The following is a 17544-nucleotide window of genomic DNA, read 5'->3' on the forward strand; positions in this document are numbered from 1 at the left end:
ATTGTCTCAAACTCGATCGGCGTCAGCCTGCCAAGGGCACGCTGGCGGCGCCGGCGGTGGTAGGTCTTCTCGATCCAGGTCACGATGGCCGCTGCCGGGAACTTGTCCGCATTGCTTCACGCCGCCAACACAGTGAACTGGCCGGGCCGCCGCATCGCCCAGGAAGCGCACAAGCACGGTGTTCCCGTCGCCTACACGTCGATCGCCAAGTACCTGCGCAGCGTTCCGCAGACGCCATCCGAATCGGTGCTGGAAGCATTTTCCGTCGCCCTGAAGATCCCTATGGTCCAGCTGCTGGAAGCGGCCGGCATTCCTCCAGGTGAACTGGAGCCGTTTGTGCTTCCGGAGCGGGCCAACCGGCTGACCGTGCGTCAGCGCGAGGTCATCCTGCACATGGTGAGGGTCCTGCTCAACGAAGACGACGAGCCTGCTTCAGGTGCGACCTCCGAACGCAGCCGTTGATGAGCTCATCCAAAATCTGGTGGTGCGGCACTTCTTCTACTATTCGAGGTCGTCAGTAGATGCTTGCGATTAATGCGGACCCTGCTTACACACCGAACACACGCCTGGTGTCACTAGCCCCTCTGCATAGGCATGCGGAAATAAGGGCGCGTGCCCCCAGGCGTCATTCTTGCAGGCTTCGCCGCTCGTACAGCGGCCGCAACATGTGTGGCCGACCTCGTTACTGAGGTCGTTGTAGCCGTGCTTTAGGCAGCCGTTGTGTTGGCAGGTCCAAGATCCAATAAGTGTCATCGTGGAAGTCTCCGGTGGGTGCGGGTCGGTCCATCCAAGTATCCATGCTGGCTCACGCCGCTAGCTTCAGCCCTTCACGAGCTGGACTGGTCGCGCATGAGGCTACAGCGGCCATCTGAGGAATGCAGCCGGCCTACCCAGAAGTCCGGCGCTACAATTCTCGACAGCGATCCGAAGCTTTTTTGGCCTGTAAGGGTAAACCTTTCAGTTGGGGAAACTTGAATATCACTTTCGCACTGCCGCGCGCGCGGCAGTCTCTCTACGCAATGCTTGTCGCGGCCGTCCTTGCTGTCGGACCGCTGGCCGGTGCAATTCCCGCACAGGCAGCCGATGCATTCCTGCAGGGGCGGGTTGTGGATGGATCGGGCAAGCCACTTCAGGGCATCCAGGTCTCTGCATTCAGTGGCGCCGATGCTGGAGCCACGGGCGTGCCTGCCGATACGACCGGAACCACCAACACGCTCGGCCAATACAGCCTCGCCCTGTCCAGCGACCGCTCCTACCGGCTCCGGTACAGCGACACGCAGACCCGTCTCGACGGTCCCTACATCACCGAGTGGCACCGGAATGCAGCTGGGCCCGAAACAGCCGGTCCGGTGACCGTCGCTTCGCCTGGCATTACACTGCCGGACACGTCCTTGGCTGCACCTGTCCTCGAGCAGTTCACAGATGCCCCCGTGCCAGTCCTTAGCGGTACAAGCGCTCCCGGCACAGTTCTCACCGTGGACCCCGGCACCTGGAGCCCGGAACCGGTCCTGACCTACGCCTGGTACCGGAACGGAGCCTATATTGGCAGCGGAACCAGCCTGACCGTAAGCCCGTCTTACGGTGGCGGGAACCTAACCGTAAGGGTCACGGCCAAGAAGTCGGGGTATGCCACCACCACCCGCGAATCCGCACCGGTGTCCGTTCCGTTGTCCGAGTGGGCCCCGCCCACTCCCACAATCACCGGTGTACCCCAAGGCGGCTCTCTACTCCAAGTCGAAACGGGTTACGTTCCGGGTGGGATCTATGAGTTCCAGTGGTTTGGGGACGGATCCCCAATCACACCGCGCAGCTCCAACTACCGCCACTACACCCCTCAGACTGCAGATGCCGGTAAGCGCCTGTCTGTTCAGGTAACCTACACGATTCCTGGCTTTCACCCGGTCACACGCAACTCCGCGCCCACCCACCCCATCGTGCTCAGAACCTTTGAGCCGGGAAGCCCGACGATCAGCGGAACCGCGAAGGTCGGAGAAACGCTGACGATGGATCCGGGTATCTGGAAGCCGGCACTGGTTCAGAATCACTACAAGGTCGAATGGGTGCGCGACGGTGCCGTAGTTGACATGCAATGGATGGACTCCTGGTATTTCCACACCGCCGCTGGCAAGTACACCTTGACCGCTGCCGATCTGGGCAAGACGATCAGCGTCAAAGTGACAGCCAGGGGAACCGGCTACGAAACCGCCTCCGCGACATCGGCCCCGACCACTCCGATCGCCGTCGGCACAATCAAAGCCCCGAGCTTTAGTATCGAGGTCGCCTCCAGCCGTATCGGTACTTCATGGTATGCACGGACACCCTCGACGTGGACGTCAGGAACGACCCGTAAATATCAGTGGTACAGGGACGGCAAGGCCGTTACCGGGGCAACGAAGTGGACCTACAATCCAACGATCAACGACTTGGGGACGCACACCTACACGGTCCGAGTCACCGCTTCAAAGCCCGGCTACGCGACTGTCACTACTACTACGGCTCCCTCCTCCGTGACCGTCACCAAGGGCGTCTTCTCCATCGTCGATCCGATGCCCGCCCCGGCTGGCACGAAGAAGGCTGGTTACACCCTTACTGCCCCATACAGCAACGTCTCGTGGTCATCGTTGTCTGTACCCGACCCGGATATGTCTCCCACCATCCGGTATCAGTGGTACCGCGGCAGCACCGCCATCAATGGCGCAACAGGGAGGACGTACAAGCTGGCCGGCCTGGACTCGGGCAAGACGATCAAAGTGCGTCTGGCATCCAGCCTCCCCGTCGGTACAACACTGCGTATGGCCACTCGAAAGCCACCACGGTCATTGCCAAGGGCACTCTAAAGGCGTCCACCCCGACGATCTCCGGCACGAAGAAGGTCGGCTACCGTCTAGCGGCCAACCCGCGAACCTGGACGGCCAGCACAAAGTTCACCTACCAGTGGTACCGCTCTGGCAAGGCCATCAAGGGCGCCACCGGCCGCACCTACAAGCTCGTCACCGCGGATCGTTACGACACGATCAAGGTGAAGGTCACCGGTTACCAGACCGGTTACAACACCGTGGCGAAAACATCGACTGCAACCTCGAAGGTTTGGTAGCCGGTTCCTTGGACATTTTCCTAGTGTGGCATGTCTCCGACACGCCCGGTTTGCGGACCGCTCCCCTACCCGCCACAGCAGCGAGGACGGGGAGTCGGTCCGGGACGAGGAAGAAAGCGACGGCCTGAATATCCTCGGTGTCTACGCCACCAGTTTAGAAACCGAGGCGCGGAGGAACGAGCCCGAACCCAACTGATCATCACCCAACTGTATTGATCAGAAAGGCGGCCGGCGCAGTACCATCGATCGGATCCTGCGCCACCTGAGCCCGGCTCCTTCAAACTCTTCGTCGTCCATTTCCCGCCTCGCGTTCGCGAATCCGCTCGTTCGCCGCTTGCAGCTCTCCTCGACGACTCCTTCGTCAGAGATTCTGGCGATGCCGTACTTGAAGAAGTCGGCAGACGAATGGATGAAGGCTGGAGAGGCGACCCCGACTAGGAGGGGAGATCTGGGTGCGTATCTCTTGAAGGGCTTGTCGGTGCATGGATAGCACGTCAACGGGTGGCTAGACTGTGGTGAATCGTTACTCATGTTGGGGGAATTTCGTGAGCCGTGTTTTTCGGGCAGCCATCTCTGCCGGCCTTGCCGCAAGTGTCGCCTTCTCGGGCGTGGTGGTGGCCTCTCCGGCCGTTGCCGCCTCGACGTATCCCTGCGGATCTGAATCTTCGTCCGCTGTCGGCACCCTTGTGTCCCTGGCGCTGCCTGCCACCGCCACCGCTGGCAACGAGTTGCGGATGCCAGTGAAGATCAACTGCGAAGGGGATCGTCAGGCAGTGCTGGCGCGTATGCAGCTCGTGTTCGAAAACGACCAGGGCATCACCACGACCATCAGCGTGGACGAAGCCGGGATCGAAGCAGGGCCGGCCGAGGGCTTCGTCCAGGCATATACGGTAACTGTTCCTACGGCGGGCGGCGCCCTGCCGGAAGGGCTGCAGCGGCTCGTCCGTGCGACCCCGATCATGGAGGCCGTCCCGCAGTTCCCCTCCGGCTCACAACAGCCGCGCTACTCGCGTGCTTACGTCCACCCCTACCTGTCGCTGCACCGGCCCGTCGACTGGGAAGTGCGGGTGGGACATCCGACCCATGCGGCTCCGACTCCGGAGGTTCCCTGGGCATTCACGGCAGGTGTCCCGGCAGAGGTGCGCTTTCCGGCATGGGGTCGAGGAGCTGTCCTCAGCTACCGTTGGTTGCTGGAGGACGGAACCGTAGTCTCCGACCGTAAAGAATACGTCCCGGCGGTGGGAAGCCTGGCGCGCCTCGTTGTCACTGGGTCCTGGCCGGACGGAACAGTGCACGAGCGTTCCTCGAGGCTCGTCCGTACCGTGGACGCCGGCGGAGGGTTCAACGACGTCACCGTCACCGGCCCGGCAGTGCCCTACAGTGAGCAGGCCGTCCGGGCCACAAGGACCGCACCCGTCCAGTCCTCCAGGTCCGGCTGGTACCGGCTAAGGTCCGACGGAGCTTTTTCGACGACTCGTGAAGCCGCAGCCGAGTCCTGGTACCCGAAGCCGACGGATGTGGGGCAGCGTTTCCAATTCATTGAAAACGGCCTCCGCCAGTACGGCACCTCGCCGATTGTCACCGTCGGCCCCGCCCCGTTGCCCGCCGATCGGCGCAGCGGTTACGTCCACGGCGACACACTGGTGAACACGGTGGCAGAACTGTTGCCGCGGCTCCAACCCGGCTACCGGATGACCGCCCATAACCCCTGGCCCGTCGGCCAGACGGTCACCTACACGTGGCTGCGCGACGGCAAAGCCATTCCCGGGGCGACGACGCCCACTCATCAGCTGGCGGTCGCCGACGCCGGCACCACGATCCAGCCGGTCGTCCGCACGTCCAGCCCCGGCTACGTAACCAACGAGGCCAAAGCCAAGGCAGTGAAGATCCCGCTGGTGAAACTGCAGTCGGCCAAGCCCCTCGTCCACGAGCCTGCGCGGGTGGGCGTGACCCTGCGGGCGAGGACGCCCGGGTGGACCGCCGGTACGAGATTCAGCTACCAATGGCTCCGGGATGGTCGGGCCATACCGGGGGCGACCCGTTCAAGCTATGCGGCCACTGCTGCCGACCGGAACCACGTCGTGCAGGTCCGTGTCACCGGCACCCAGCCCAAATACACGACGGCCACTCAAATCAGCGCCCACAACCTGATCAATTACGGTGTCCTGGCCGCTCCCACACCCCGCATCACGGGCACGGCGCAAGCCGGACGAACGCTCACAGCACAGGCCGGAACTTGGACTTCCGGAACCAAGCTCCAGTACCAGTGGTACCGAAACGGCAAAGTGATCAAGGGCGCTACGAGGACTACCTACCGGCTGGCCGCTGCCGACAAAGGGCAATCCGTCAAAGTCCGGGTCCGCGGAATCAAGGCCGGATTCACCGGACAAGACCGGTTCTCCGCCGCTAAGCGCATCGCCCGCTGATCCCTGGCAGGAGCTGGCCGCACACTGAAAACGGGATGAATACTTCTTCAAAACCAGCAGGGGCCGCGAGCCCGCCAAAGCGTCCAGTTGAAGTACACCTCAACCTGACGTCAGGTGAGCGGCCGGAACCCCGTCAGGATAGACTCCCATTTCCCCAATTTCTGACGTTCTGCGACTCGGGTCTTAGAGTTCACTCTGACAGGACGCGAACTTCCGTTTGCCGGCCTTCGACAGCGGTTTGGCCTCAGCACTGATCTCCATGGCACCTTCGACATATTCACGGTTATCAGCGATGAAGAACCGCGGTTTCCAGGGCACACAGGACCAAGCACCAGGAGACGTGGAGGGCCGGATGAATTACTCGCGTCGGTATGGAATTCCTAGCGAATCCGCATATCCGGTTTCATATCGGACGGTTACCTCATCGACGTCGGGGCCATCACCGTCCGGCATGGTTAATGCCCTTCGTCCGGCGCTGACCGTACACGCCGACATTGCTAAATCAGAATGTCGCTGGCGTGTTCACCCAGATGAGGTGGGCAGGTACCGTTCCCGGGTTGTGAAAACTGTGCGGCCGCGTGCTCGGGAATGTCGCGGAGTCCCCCGGTCCAAGGTGGTGCACCTCGATCGTGTCGAGAACGAGATTGATTTCCCCGGTCATGACCACTAGGAAATCTTCTCCCGTGTGAGTGATCGCTTCACGTATTCCGCATCCGGGTTGGACCACGATCGACTGCGGCTGCAGGGCGGTCGCAGATCGGTACAGCAACTCGATGGTGACGCCCTCGTCGTTTAGCGGTAATGATGGACGTTCCGCGGCCCGGACGACTGTCCCGCTTTCCGGTGGCGCGGTGCCGAGAAGTTCCGGAACCGTTGTTCCGAGCGCATGGGCGATTTTCGAGATCCGACCGGTGTTCGGTTTGTTCAGTCCGCGCTCGAATGCTCCCAGAGCTGAAGGACTGATTCCACTCAATTTGGCAAGGTCGCGAAGGCTCATGCCCTGCTGGAGGCGCAAGGCCTTCGCCCGGGCGCCGACCGGATCGGCGGGAGCCGGAGACGGTTCCATGGAGCTTGGCGGTACGACCTCTTCGCTGAGTGCCTCTCGCACGCCGGTGAGGGTCATAGCCTTGGTGTCGAGAAGGTCCCGGATCGTCTGAAGGCGCTCGAGATCCCGCGGCGAGTATCGCCGCTGGCCACTGTCTGTGCGCAAAGGGTTAATGAGCCGCTCGTGTTCCCACAAGCGGATGCGTGCCGTCGGCACCCCGAGGATGCTTGCGACATGCCCGATCTTGAGAATGGGCGCTTCAGCGGCCTGTTCTTCATTCCCGGCCTGCTCCTGGCCGATGCCGGTCGTGATGGTTCTCTCCTCCTGCCCCGCTGCCAGAAAAGTTCTCCTGAAAGATGAGTGTTTCAATCGATCATATAGTGTTCGCTGCACCAGACATGAAAGAAGCCGCACAAGCACTGAAGGAAGCCGCACAAACGGTGCGACGCCGTCCTCTGACATGCGGCCGTTGCAGGCGGCGAACATGAAGAAGCAGGCGGCGCCAGCATGCCCGTGCCGCACAGGGCGTGTTGATGGGAACTTGTCGGTCCGGACCTCGTTGGGGGAAGAGTTCCGAACTCGGCACAGCTGCCTGCAGTGCCGACGGAACGAATGCCGCGGCACCGGGTGGCTGCTGTTGCCCTTGGCGGAGGCATCCGTTGCCGACGGCACCGTTCCCGGTCCCGCCGGGTCTCGAGGCGTGTGGAGGCAGGATGGGTATTGCTTTTGGAATGGCCCGGTGTTCCTGTTCATAGGCCACGCCTTTGGAATTTCGGAACTGACTGCGCCGGTATAAGCATGGCCACCATGTCGTCTTACGAGTATGACGACGGGGCCCCTACGTTCACGGACATAAGCTTGTTTTCAATCTCGACCCCGCGGAGGACGCTGATATGCAGACGTCTGTTAGTTACACGGTTCCGAGCGTGGGCGCAGCCTCCGAGAAGGCCTGCGCCCACGCGCCGAAAGGCGGCTCCTGCACGTTCGCGCCGACGCCGGCAGCTAACCTATCCCTGGGCAAGAGCGACAAGATGCAAGCTTGGCATCCAGCGGTTCATTTATCAGGGGTTCCAGGTGCAAAATCGCGCGTTCCCACGCCCATGGCGGCCCCATCGTAGTATGGCAAGCGGACTTCGCGGGGAACATAGGATCCTTGATCAACGGACTCAACCACGTGCCGGGCAATCTCCTCAAGCGTGGCGAACCATACATCGCCCTTGTCTTGCATGTAGGTGATCATCTTATCCACTTCCCGGCAACGAGCCAGGCGCCCGCTTACAAACGGATGCCAAACCGAAACCCACATACCGCCAAACTCCCAGGCAGCATCAAATTCGCTAAGGAACACCTCCATCGCGCGCCCCGGGGAGCTAATCGGCATCGTATAGCCGAAATCCGGCATGTGCGTGTAATGGGGCCAATCGTCCAGTGCCCAGTGAGTCGGCAGCTCAACGAGCTTTCCAGCACCTCCATCTATCAAATAGGGGACGTCGTCTCCCATCAACGATGAATCGTAGAGGAAGCCGTTTTCTCCGAGTAGCTTGGCGGTAACTTCGGAGAAGTTATACATCGGTGACCTGAATCCTCGGGGTCGGGAACCTGTAAACTTCTCGAAGACGCCGATCCCCCTCTCCAGCCAATAAGCCTGATCCTCGGGAGAAAGTGAATTCGGGTTCTCGTGCAGGTAGCCGTGATGCGCCAGCTCATGTCCGCCATCCAGTATTGACTCGACCAAGTGGGGATAGCGCTCGATGCACCATGACGGCACATAAAAGGTCTGCTTGATACCGTGGCGCCTGAACATTTCAAGGATGCGCGGAATCGCAACTTCATCGTACCGAAGCCAGGAGTTTGGTGACACCAGGCGGTGGGCACGGTCCGGATGGTCCAGAAGCAGCGTACTGTCCGAGTCCATATCGAAGCTTAGCGCCACGGCTACCTTCGCACCGTTAGGCCACTGAATAGGGTTGGCGATCATGCGGTGACTCTCCTAAATGATCGAAGTCTTTTAGTCTCTCCGCGGAATGACAGCTATTGCCTCCACCTCAATGAGAATGTCGTCCAGCATAAATCCTGAGCATCGGACCGCGGTCCCGGCGGGGCCCGGCTCCTTAAGGAATTCCAAACGCACGCGATTCATCTTTTCCCAAAAATGCTGCACGTCCTCCCCGGACCCTTCAAATGTGTAGAAGGTGTTGAACTTCACAATGTCGGTCATCTCGGCCCCGGCCTCTTTGAGAACCTTTTGGATGTTCTCGAAGACGTTTCTGGTCTGCACTTCGATATCGCCCTTGCCGATCACGTTGTTATTGTGGTCAACAGAAATCTGGCCGCCGACAAAGATGGTCTCGTAGTCGCCGCTTACTTTCCAGCCCTGGGTGAAGGGAGTCGGCACCGGCCAGTCCCAGAGGTCAGCGGGCATGATGCGGGTTTTGTTCATTATCGTATTTCCTTTCATTTAGCGCGTCGCGAGGAATACGCGACGCTACGCATTTGTATCCAACACCGAGAGGCAGGCTTCGTAGGCAGTGCGAATGCCCACCTCGAGCGTGGGGACCGGATCCGGATAAAAGAACGGGGAATGATTCCTCGGGATCTGCTCATTCCCCATAACGCCTTCAGGAAGACCGCCGATAAACCAGTACGCACTCGGCGCGCCGATAGCTTCCCCCAGCAGTCCGAAGTCTTCGCTTGCGAGGCGGGGCTTTCCGTATCGCACATTCGTCTCGCCCAGCGCGACATCGAAACGCGACTTGATGTCCGAGATGAGGACAGGGTCACTATAAAGATGCGGGAAGCTGTTAATCACACTGATCGACGGTTCGGGAGCAGCGAAGGCTGAAGCAACACCACCGATAATTCGCTCGACCGCCCCCATCAACACCTTTCTGGCGTCCAGGTCAATAGAGCGGATGTTGATGGTAAATTCGGCCTCAGCGGGGATGATGTTTTCCTTGGTGCCCGCGTGGAAGGTGCCAACGGTCACAACCCCGGCACTTAGTGGATCAAGATTACGGGACACGGCAGACTGCAGCGCGACAACCATATTGGCGGCGATCACGACGGGGTCGACGGAGTCTTGCGGCTGTGACCCGTGTCCGCCGATGCCTTTGACCGTGACGCGGAGTGAATCGCCCATGGCCATGGTGTCGCCCACAACGAGCTCGACGGAGCCGGCAGCCAGAGGCCAGACGTGCAGCCCAAAGACGCAGTCAGGTAATTGCGCGATGTCCCACAGACCGTCGTCGAGCATTGCGCGTGCTCCCTCACCGGTCTCTTCTCCAGGTTGAAATATGAGGATTAGAGTGCCGGACCACCTGCCTACGTCAGCTTTCATTTGCCGCGCCAGACCGAGGGCTACCGTCATGTGAATATCGTGTCCGCAGGCGTGCATCACGGGTACTTCGGAACCTGAACGATCGCGGGCTTTGACTGCGCTGGCGTGAGATGCCCCGGTCTCCTCACGCACAGGCAGGCCGTCCATGTCCGCGCGAAATGCCACGGAGGGGCCGGCACCGTTTTTCAAGGTCCCGACAAGTCCGGTTCCCCCACAGCTGCGAACCTCAAAACCCAGTTGTTCCAACTCGCGTCGGATAAACGCAGATGTTTGAAATTCTGCCATTGATAATTCAGGGTTCGCATGTAGCTGCTTGTAAATTTTCAGAAGTTCATCGTCAACAGCCAAAACACTCTCCTCTAGCCGCATAACCGCCCCTTCCGTCAATAGATGATGTGCAGTAAAACATTTCAAATTTCATTCGTGTTGATCTCGCGATTGCCAGAAACACGCTTCCTCCTGGAGTCGTAGCAGGACTGCAGCAGGTTTACGGGTGTTGCCCCGGTAGTGTGACCGCCGCGGCCGGGGCAACACCCTCCGGTCACTCCGGTACGGAGGCGGACGCCGGATTTTTCAAGGCAGGTGATGCCGTAGAGGTTTCCCCTTTTGCCGGCAGTTCCAGCTGCTCGGGGGAGATGAGTCGGAAGACTGTATACAGCGCGACCGCGACGATCGTACTGACAAACATGCTCAGGTCGGCTCCGCCGAAAGCGTCAGCCAAAACGCCGTTGTAGACGTCGCTCTTGACGAACAGGAGCGCCACAAGCACGCCGGCCGCATACGCTGCCGTAGACCGCCAGTTCCATCCCCGGTTATACCAATACGCTCCGCCGCGAATCCCCTTCTCAAAGACCTGAAGGTCCAGCGGCCATAGCCGGCCCTTCTGGAACAGGAAACTAGTAAAGCCCACGGCAGCCCATGGCAGCACGAAGACGGCAATGATGGTCACAAAGCCCGAAACGATAACGGCGGCGTCCCATACGAAAGATCCCAGAAATACCAGGAGCAAAGATATGACACTTAGAACAACTGTCGCCGGCAGCCGACGCAAGGCCGGGATAACCGAAGAAGCGTCGAGTCCTGACCCGTAGAGCGCAAACCCGCCCTGGTCAAAGGCGCCGATGAGCGCTATTAGAACCAGTGGAAGCACGAACCACGAAGGAACGACACTAACCACACCGTCACCAAAGGACATCTGGTCAGCCGCGAACAAAGTGGAAACATAGATGCCGACGATCAGGGCAATGAGGACGCCTAGACTAACCCCGAGGGACATGCCGAGGAAAACGGACCGGTCATTCCATCTCTTTCGGCTGATATACCGGGTAAACCCGTTAGCGAAAGGCATGTAAGAGACCGGCAGCTGCATTGCAATTACGAATGTCGCAACCCAGGCCACCCAGTATTCGGAAGGACTCAAAGTGCTTGCCTGAGTCTCGAGCGTGCTCCCGAAGGCGGAGAACGTCGTCGCCACCATCACTGCAAGACCCAACAGCACTAGTGGGATGACGTATTTTTGAAGCTTGACGAGCAAATCATGACCAACCAGCGCGATAATGATAAGCGCTGCCATGATCACCAGATACGATATCGCCCGCAAGGCATCCGATGTCCCGCTCCCGGTCATCCTGGCCACCCCCGCGGCAACCATATCTCCGCAGACCCACACGGTCAGGGCGAGGTAGCCTACGCCGATAAAGAGAGCCTTAAAGGAACCCAGTAGGCGGCCTTTTACCCCGTAGCAGAAACCCGTGCTGACAGCGCTGTTGGTGCCGGTTCTGGGTCCCAGGAGAGAGAACAAGCCGAACATCACTGCACCAACGATCGTGCCGAGTGTTGTCGCAGTTACAGCGCTCCAGAAATCGAGCCCAAAGACAACCGGCAGCCATCCCAGGATCATGATGCCGAAGGTCAGTTGTGCACCGACAAATACCCGGAAGAGATTAGAGGGTGTCGAGTCCCTCATATCATCCGGCACGTAATCAATGCCCCGAAGTTCGAAATTGACAGTCTTGCCAGCGGTCCCCGGCTCGGGCCGGATCGGTTCAGCCATATTCGATCACCCTCTATTTAGGATTGCGTCGGCGCGGAGGGGAAAGCCGCTCCCACCGCAGATATTAAGTGGCAGGCCTCTGAGTTCGACGCCGCGTACCTCCACGCCACCGGCGGCGGCCGCAGATGCTGCCTGTCTTGGATCCGCGGACACGGTTAGCCGGCCTGGCGGATGGCGACAGCGCGGATCGGAGAGCCTGTGCCGCCCCGGATGTTAAGGGGCAGACCGAGGTAGAGCACGCGCTCGTTCTTGATTCGCGAGAGGTTGGTGAGGCTTTCGGTATTGACGATGCCGTACTCGGCGCAGACGACGTGGGCGGAGAACTCCGCGTCCTCGCTGCTGTCGATGCTCATCTGGTCCACGCCAATGTTCACGACACCCTGCTCGGCGATCCACAGGGCCGCCTCATGTGACAGGCCCGGGTTCCGTTCCGCGTACGCGAGTTCCGGCCAGACGCGGTCACCGTAGCCGAAGTGCAGCAGCAGAACGTCCCCGCGGCGGATCTCCTGCCCGCTGGCGGCGACGGCCTGGACGAGCTTCTCCTGGGAGAGCAGCTCCACGTCCGATTCCACGAAGGGTTCGACATCGATGCACACGGCCGGACCGTAATAGAAGGCCAACGGCGACTCGTCGAGTTTGGGACCGTCCTTCGCGTACTCGAAGATGGCGTCCGTATGCGTGCCGACGTGTTCGCTGATGAGCAGGTTGTGGGCTTCGAACCCGCACGTCGTCTTCCACTTCTCCATAAACTGGTCGTGCGTCTGGTTGACCATGATGAAGGTCTTCTGATGACCGAACCACTGAGGCATGCCCTCGTAAATCGGACGGGTCAGGTCAATCACGTCAAGGGAGCGGTCCAGCAGATCGGTGCCCAGCTTCGGAAACGTTCGATTGGTCGTTTCAATGCTCATGGTTTTTCCTTAGGTTGGTCGTTTCGGGGATTGGGGGGGGTGAGCGGGGCCGCGGTCAGCGGCCGCGGCCCCGCTCACCCCTGCTACCGGCTGCGGGCGAGAAAGTCGCGGACGAACTGTGCGCTCTTATCGCGGCCGACGTGCTGGTACACGATCTCGGCGACAAACGCCGGAGGAGTCGCGTTGACCTTCTCGAACAGACCGAGGCGGCCGGCGTTCGCACTGGCGGTGAGGTCCCAGGCGAAGTTGAAGAGCTGGTTCTTTCCGAACGCGTCGATGTCGTGCCCGGGAAGGAACGATTTCAGCTTCGGGCCGAACTCCGGGTGCTCCCAGATCTCGGTCGGCCACCGGGAGATGAGCCCCTGGCCGCAGAGGTCTTTCAGCTTCGAGATGACGTTGTCGTACTCGGAAATCGAGTAGTAGCGGCCGGCGGAAACCAGGCCCGGATTGGGGACCTCCACCCCGTTCCAGTTCTCGCTTTCCGCGATCGCTGAGATCGAGAAGCCTTTGAGGACCTGGGCGTAGGTTGTGATGTCCGCGATCGTCCGGCGCACGCCCGGGATCTTGTCGGTGCCCAGGGTCTCGGCGATCACCTGGGCGGTGCCGGCGAAGAGTTCGGCACGATAGGCGAGGCGGGTGAGGATGTGCCAGAACACGAACACGCAGCTGTCGAAGTATGCCGTGAGCAGCTCCGTATTGCCCAGGCTGAACACGAGGTCCTTTGGAAGCACCGCGTCGTCGAAGAGGATGATCTGGTCGACCTCCTCGCCGAGCACCCCGATGGGATTGTCAACGGGGTTTTGCTTTTTGTGCAGGGCGGGCTCACGGGTCACGAGTGTTACTCCCGGCAGGTTGACCGGGATCGCTGCCCAGATGGCAGCGTCCGGACCCAGGCCTTCGCCGAGGGTCGTCGACAGTGTGAAGAAGTGCGAGATGGAGCCGGAACTCCCTGCGATTTTGCTTCCCCGGAGCATAATGCCCTCGTCGGTCTCGCCGACGACGCGCAGGGTGCCGGGACGTTCGTTTCGCGGCACGCGGCGGTCGGATTGCGGGTCGGCGATGAGGTCGGTGCTCAGCAGATTCAGCCTGCTGGATTGGTCCACAAAACGGCGGATGTTCTCTGCAAAGACGGGGTTTTCCTTCTCGATCCGGTCGATGATCGCAAGGAAGCCGAGCGACATCGCCGGGCCGTACTCCGGGGGACGCCCGAACATGCCGAGAGTACGCTCACCGGTCGCGCCAATCTGCTCCCGCTTGAGGAAAAGGTCCTCCTTGTTGCGCGGGATGTGCCACCCGCGGGCTCGGCGGTCACCTGCGTCGTCCAGGTAAGTCAGGGTGTTGCGGTATTTTTCGTCGAACTGCATATCCATGACGCTTGCGAACGTGTGGGCTGAAGGCCCGGTCGTCGGATGTTCGGTGACGTCCGGAATTTCCTTGCCCTGGCTGTCAATTACCCGACGGCCGTCGCGAAGTGACTCCAGGTACTGGGCACCGGAGAGCAGATGTGGTTCGGTGCCTTGATTGAGGATTTCCTGGACGTTGCGCATGGCGTTGACGGACGCGAACGCTTGTACGTTTTCTATGCTCATGATTTCCTTCATGGGTCGTGGTGAGGATGGAACGGGTAGAGATGGTCTAAACTCCGGTGGCAACGGCCGGTGTCCCGCGCATCACCGGGCCCCCTGTACCGGGTCTGGCAGGGCTCACGGCGCTGCAGCTATGCGGCCCGGAGCGCACGCAAACAAATCAGATAGCGGAATGCGTACCCAGCTGATGCCAGGTGCGCCCGTGGTAAACAAGCGGGACGGACGTCTCCGCCGCGGCCGCGTCAGGAACCGAGGCCTGCACGATGTGCGCAACGCAGATTACCGAGTTTCCTGCTTCCAGGCGGTTCACGATGTGCCCGCGCAGCCACGCGTACGTCTCTTTAAAGACGGGCTCCCCCGTTGGCAGACGCGTCCAGGCCGACTTATCCGCAAACCGGTCGACACGACCGGTGGCACCCAGCTGCGCTAGCCGCAGGTGCTCGGAACCAAGCAGGTGAACGACTACGGTGTCCGCTTCCAGGAAGACCGGGGTGCTCCACGAGAGCGCTGATAGCGAGAAAGTCACCAGTGGCGGTTCGGTGCTGACCGAGGTGAGCGAACTGATCGTCATCGCGGCTGGGCCGTTGCCGGCGTCTGCCGCAATAACGGAGACTCCGGCCGGATGCATGCGGAACGCGGACTTGAAGGTGTCGACGTCGATGGAATCGCGCAGTTGCGCAGGAGGCACCAGAGTCTCCAAACGAGAGGGTGCAGTAATCATGAGGTTCTCCTTTTTCATGTTGCAGCGGCGTCGCACGCCCTTGAACTACTTGCCGTCGAAGACTTAGGCACACCCGCCCAGACTGCGAGGTGTGCACCGCGATAGCGGAAGGCCATTAGTTGCGAGCCGCGGGAACTATCGCGGCGCCTCCCCCAAGGTGACCTTCATCACTTCATTGCTTATGCGACTACCTTACACATGTGCTGCAGAGTTTGCACTAGAAATTTAAAAAATTTAGAAATTCCGCACATCGAGCTAGTGAGGCACGCGTCTTGACGAAGAACCCGTCCATTGCGTCGTGCTGACAAGCCAAAGGTTCGTCGGTCACGAAGGCCTTGGAGCGTTCCGGGTAATCTCCATCCATCCGGCAAGCTCGACGGTCACGGGGTAAGCAACGGAGGACAGCATCTCCATATGGGCTAGCTGCTCGCCGAAGGCAAAGCGTCCGTCCGCCAGGATGCTAGAACCCTATGGAATGCTCCACGCCCCGCACCCACTGAGACGGATGCCTCCCTCAGGGCAACGCCGGCAATATCCCCTACCAGGACTCCCCGCGCGTCCGTTCCGTTCCGCCGGTTACCACCGGCCTAAGAAACCCCTTATTGAAACTCCGGCTCACTCCAAGCGTCCCCGCAGTCGCACAAGCCGGTCCTTTACCGCGACCCTTGATTGCCACACGATTTCAGCAGAGGAAGTATCGGCGCGCTGAAAAGGACCACGATTTGTCCCGAGGAACGGAGGAACGAAAATCGTAAGAATTTTCTTCCAGGGGACACGTTGTAGATGAGACACATATTCTTCTTCGAAGAACATGGTGCTGCACAAGCAGTAAGAATCGGGCCGTTCTTTCGATGTCTTCGCTTGGCGGCTTGCCGCTGTCTGTCGCTCTTCTCTGCACAGCGACACGCATAGCGGCGGTTCTCACGAGTACCACCATGAGTATCATCCGGTTCTATGCTCGTTAGACCCCTCATGTCTCAGGGGGAAGATACCCCACAAAATTTGATTCAACAGGGACTGGTCATGATTGAGCACTCTGAAGCGCCGTCTAGCCCTAATCGCGCGCAAAGCGATAGCGGTAAACTGATACGGGAAATCACCGATGACGGGGAGAGTCCCATGGAAGATACGCGGGATACTTCACCCGTTACTATGGCAACCCTTGCCAAGCGGGTCGGAGTGCACATCTCGACGGTTTCGCGGGCGTTGCAGGAACCGCGGCAACATACGACCAACAAGACCACCCTGATAATCAGGGAGCTGGCCGACCAACTCGATTTTCAGCCGGATGCCACAGCTTCACGGTTACGGACCCGCCGCAGCCGGCTCATCGGCGTCACGGTCCCGAGCCTGACCGATCCGGTTCACGCCACCACCTATGAAGGCATCGACAAGCAGGCCTTGCGCAGAGGCTACTCGACCATGTTGAGCATGTCGGCCAATCTTGATGATCGCTCTCCCAGCCGCGCCAACAGCCTTATCCGCAGCCGTGTCGAAGGAATCATCATCCAAGACACCTTTGAGGGCGATCTCCTCCCGGCGACTTTGCGGAAGCGGCACATACCGTATGTGATGTGCCTGAGGAAGAACGACAACGAGGTTTCAGTCGCGGTCGACGATCTGCTGGGTGGACGGTTGGCTGCTGAGCATCTGGCGGCAGCGGGACATACGGAGATAGCGATCATTTCGCCTGATAGTTCAGTGAGCACGGGCAGGGACAGAGTCGAAGGCTTTCGGCGCCGCATGCTGGAATTGGGCACAAGGATTGACGATTCACGGATAGTCCCTGCGGGATTCGATATTGCCTCCGGCCAGCGCGCCGCCGAAACGCTGCTTGACTGGCCTAAACTTCCCACAGCCATCTTTGCCAGCAACGACCTGACTGCCGCCGGCATCATGTTCAGGCTCCGGGAGGCAGGGATAACGATAGGGCGCGACGTCGCCCTGGTCGGCTACAACGACATAGAAATTTCCAAGCATCTGCCGGTGCCTCTGACCACCATTGCTTCCCCTCTGCATGAGGTGGGAGCCAGAAGCCTCGACACCCTGGTCGAGGCCATCGAAGGCCGCACGCCACGCTCCTTGAAACTCACGCCGCAGCTGCTCGCCAGGGAATCAACACTTGCATTCGCTCCGGTGAACGCCTGATCTTTTCCGAACAGCTTCCGCCGTCCTGCTCCAAGCGTTTGCTCTCATCATGGCCGTGAAGATGTTGGCCTGCTCCGTGTGACCCCGTCTGTTCCCGCCTGGGCTGGAACACCGTTAGTTCGCGGTCGCGACTTGGCCGCTCTTTCTGCCTCCCCGCCATCAAGCCATGTCCTTGCCGGGCATCCCGTTCCAGGCGGGATCCTCAGCACGACTGCATATCCTT

General features: G+C 60.3%; 13 protein-coding genes. 5 read left to right on the forward strand and 8 right to left on the reverse strand.

Annotated features, from left to right (window positions below):
• The first annotated feature begins 102 nt into the window (after window positions 1–102).
• The 4 genes from J5251_RS03750 (at window position 103) to J5251_RS03765 (ending at window position 5520) form a co-directional block, all read left to right on the forward strand.
• A complete protein-coding gene (locus tag J5251_RS03750) occupies window positions 103–462 on the forward strand; it encodes a hypothetical protein (protein WP_208575233.1) in 360 nt (119 codons plus the stop codon).
• Between the two features lie 509 nt (window positions 463–971).
• Complete coding sequence (locus J5251_RS03755) at window positions 972–2837, forward strand: hypothetical protein (RefSeq protein WP_208575234.1); 1866 nt, start codon at window positions 972–974, stop codon at window positions 2835–2837.
• A 282-nt stretch (window positions 2838–3119) separates the two neighbouring features.
• Window positions 3120–3290, forward strand: a complete 171-nt coding sequence (locus tag J5251_RS03760; RefSeq protein ID WP_208575235.1) for a hypothetical protein — start codon at window positions 3120–3122, stop codon at window positions 3288–3290.
• Between the two features lie 349 nt (window positions 3291–3639).
• Entirely contained in the window at window positions 3640–5520 is a 1881-nt protein-coding gene (locus tag J5251_RS03765) for a hypothetical protein (RefSeq protein WP_208575236.1), read from the forward strand.
• 502 nt (window positions 5521–6022) lie between these two features.
• Here J5251_RS03765 and J5251_RS03770 read toward each other — a convergent pair.
• The 8 genes from J5251_RS03770 to J5251_RS03805 form a co-directional block, all read right to left on the reverse strand.
• Window positions 6023–7318 (reverse strand): MerR family transcriptional regulator, encoded by a 1296-nt coding sequence (locus J5251_RS03770; protein WP_208575237.1) that lies wholly within the window; start codon window positions 7316–7318, stop codon window positions 6023–6025.
• A 301-nt stretch (window positions 7319–7619) separates the two neighbouring features.
• Window positions 7620–8543: a polysaccharide deacetylase family protein gene (locus J5251_RS03775; protein ID WP_208575238.1), complete on the reverse strand. Its 924-nt coding sequence runs from the start codon at window positions 8541–8543 to the stop codon at window positions 7620–7622.
• 30 nt (window positions 8544–8573) lie between these two features.
• Window positions 8574–9005: a RidA family protein gene (locus tag J5251_RS03780; RefSeq protein WP_158300447.1), complete on the reverse strand. Its 432-nt coding sequence runs from the start codon at window positions 9003–9005 to the stop codon at window positions 8574–8576.
• 45 nt (window positions 9006–9050) lie between these two features.
• Complete coding sequence (locus J5251_RS03785) at window positions 9051–10250, reverse strand: amidohydrolase (protein ID WP_244250787.1); 1200 nt, start codon at window positions 10248–10250, stop codon at window positions 9051–9053.
• Window positions 10251–10443: 193 nt separating this feature from the next.
• Window positions 10444–11955, reverse strand: coding sequence for a purine-cytosine permease family protein (locus tag J5251_RS03790; protein WP_208575240.1), 1512 nt, complete (start codon window positions 11953–11955; stop codon window positions 10444–10446).
• A 155-nt stretch (window positions 11956–12110) separates the two neighbouring features.
• Window positions 12111–12866: a cyclase family protein gene (locus J5251_RS03795; protein ID WP_208575241.1), complete on the reverse strand. Its 756-nt coding sequence runs from the start codon at window positions 12864–12866 to the stop codon at window positions 12111–12113.
• Between the two features lie 83 nt (window positions 12867–12949).
• Window positions 12950–14467 carry a 4-hydroxyphenylacetate 3-hydroxylase N-terminal domain-containing protein gene (locus tag J5251_RS03800; protein ID WP_208575242.1) on the reverse strand — a complete coding sequence of 506 codons (1518 nt, stop codon included), beginning with the start codon at window positions 14465–14467 and terminating at the stop codon, window positions 12950–12952.
• Between the two features lie 145 nt (window positions 14468–14612).
• Window positions 14613–15173, reverse strand: coding sequence for a flavin reductase family protein (locus J5251_RS03805; protein ID WP_074700032.1), 561 nt, complete (start codon window positions 15171–15173; stop codon window positions 14613–14615).
• A 1023-nt stretch (window positions 15174–16196) separates the two neighbouring features.
• On the opposite strand from J5251_RS03805, the gene J5251_RS03810 reads away from it, so the two are divergent.
• A complete protein-coding gene (locus J5251_RS03810) occupies window positions 16197–17321 on the forward strand; it encodes a substrate-binding domain-containing protein (protein ID WP_208575243.1) in 1125 nt (374 codons plus the stop codon).
• Window positions 17322–17544 lie beyond the last annotated feature (223 nt).

Source organism: Arthrobacter crystallopoietes (assembly GCF_017603825.1).
Classification (GTDB): Bacteria; Actinomycetota; Actinomycetes; order Actinomycetales; family Micrococcaceae; genus Crystallibacter; species Crystallibacter crystallopoietes_B.

Coding starts and splice junctions, on each gene's coding strand:
- J5251_RS03770 (WP_208575237.1), bottom strand. CDS start 7,318: ATGAACAGGAACACCGGGCCATTCCAAAAGCAATACCCATCCTGCCTC.
- J5251_RS03775 (WP_208575238.1), bottom strand. CDS start 8,543: ATGATCGCCAACCCTATTCAGTGGCCTAACGGTGCGAAGGTAGCCGTG.
- J5251_RS03780 (WP_158300447.1), bottom strand. CDS start 9,005: ATGAACAAAACCCGCATCATGCCCGCTGACCTCTGGGACTGGCCGGTG.
- J5251_RS03790 (WP_208575240.1), bottom strand. CDS start 11,955: ATGGCTGAACCGATCCGGCCCGAGCCGGGGACCGCTGGCAAGACTGTC.
- J5251_RS03795 (WP_208575241.1), bottom strand. CDS start 12,866: ATGAGCATTGAAACGACCAATCGAACGTTTCCGAAGCTGGGCACCGAT.
- J5251_RS03800 (WP_208575242.1), bottom strand. CDS start 14,467: ATGAAGGAAATCATGAGCATAGAAAACGTACAAGCGTTCGCGTCCGTC.
- J5251_RS03805 (WP_074700032.1), bottom strand. CDS start 15,173: ATGATTACTGCACCCTCTCGTTTGGAGACTCTGGTGCCTCCTGCGCAA.
- J5251_RS03810 (WP_208575243.1), top strand. CDS start 16,197: ATGATTGAGCACTCTGAAGCGCCGTCTAGCCCTAATCGCGCGCAAAGC.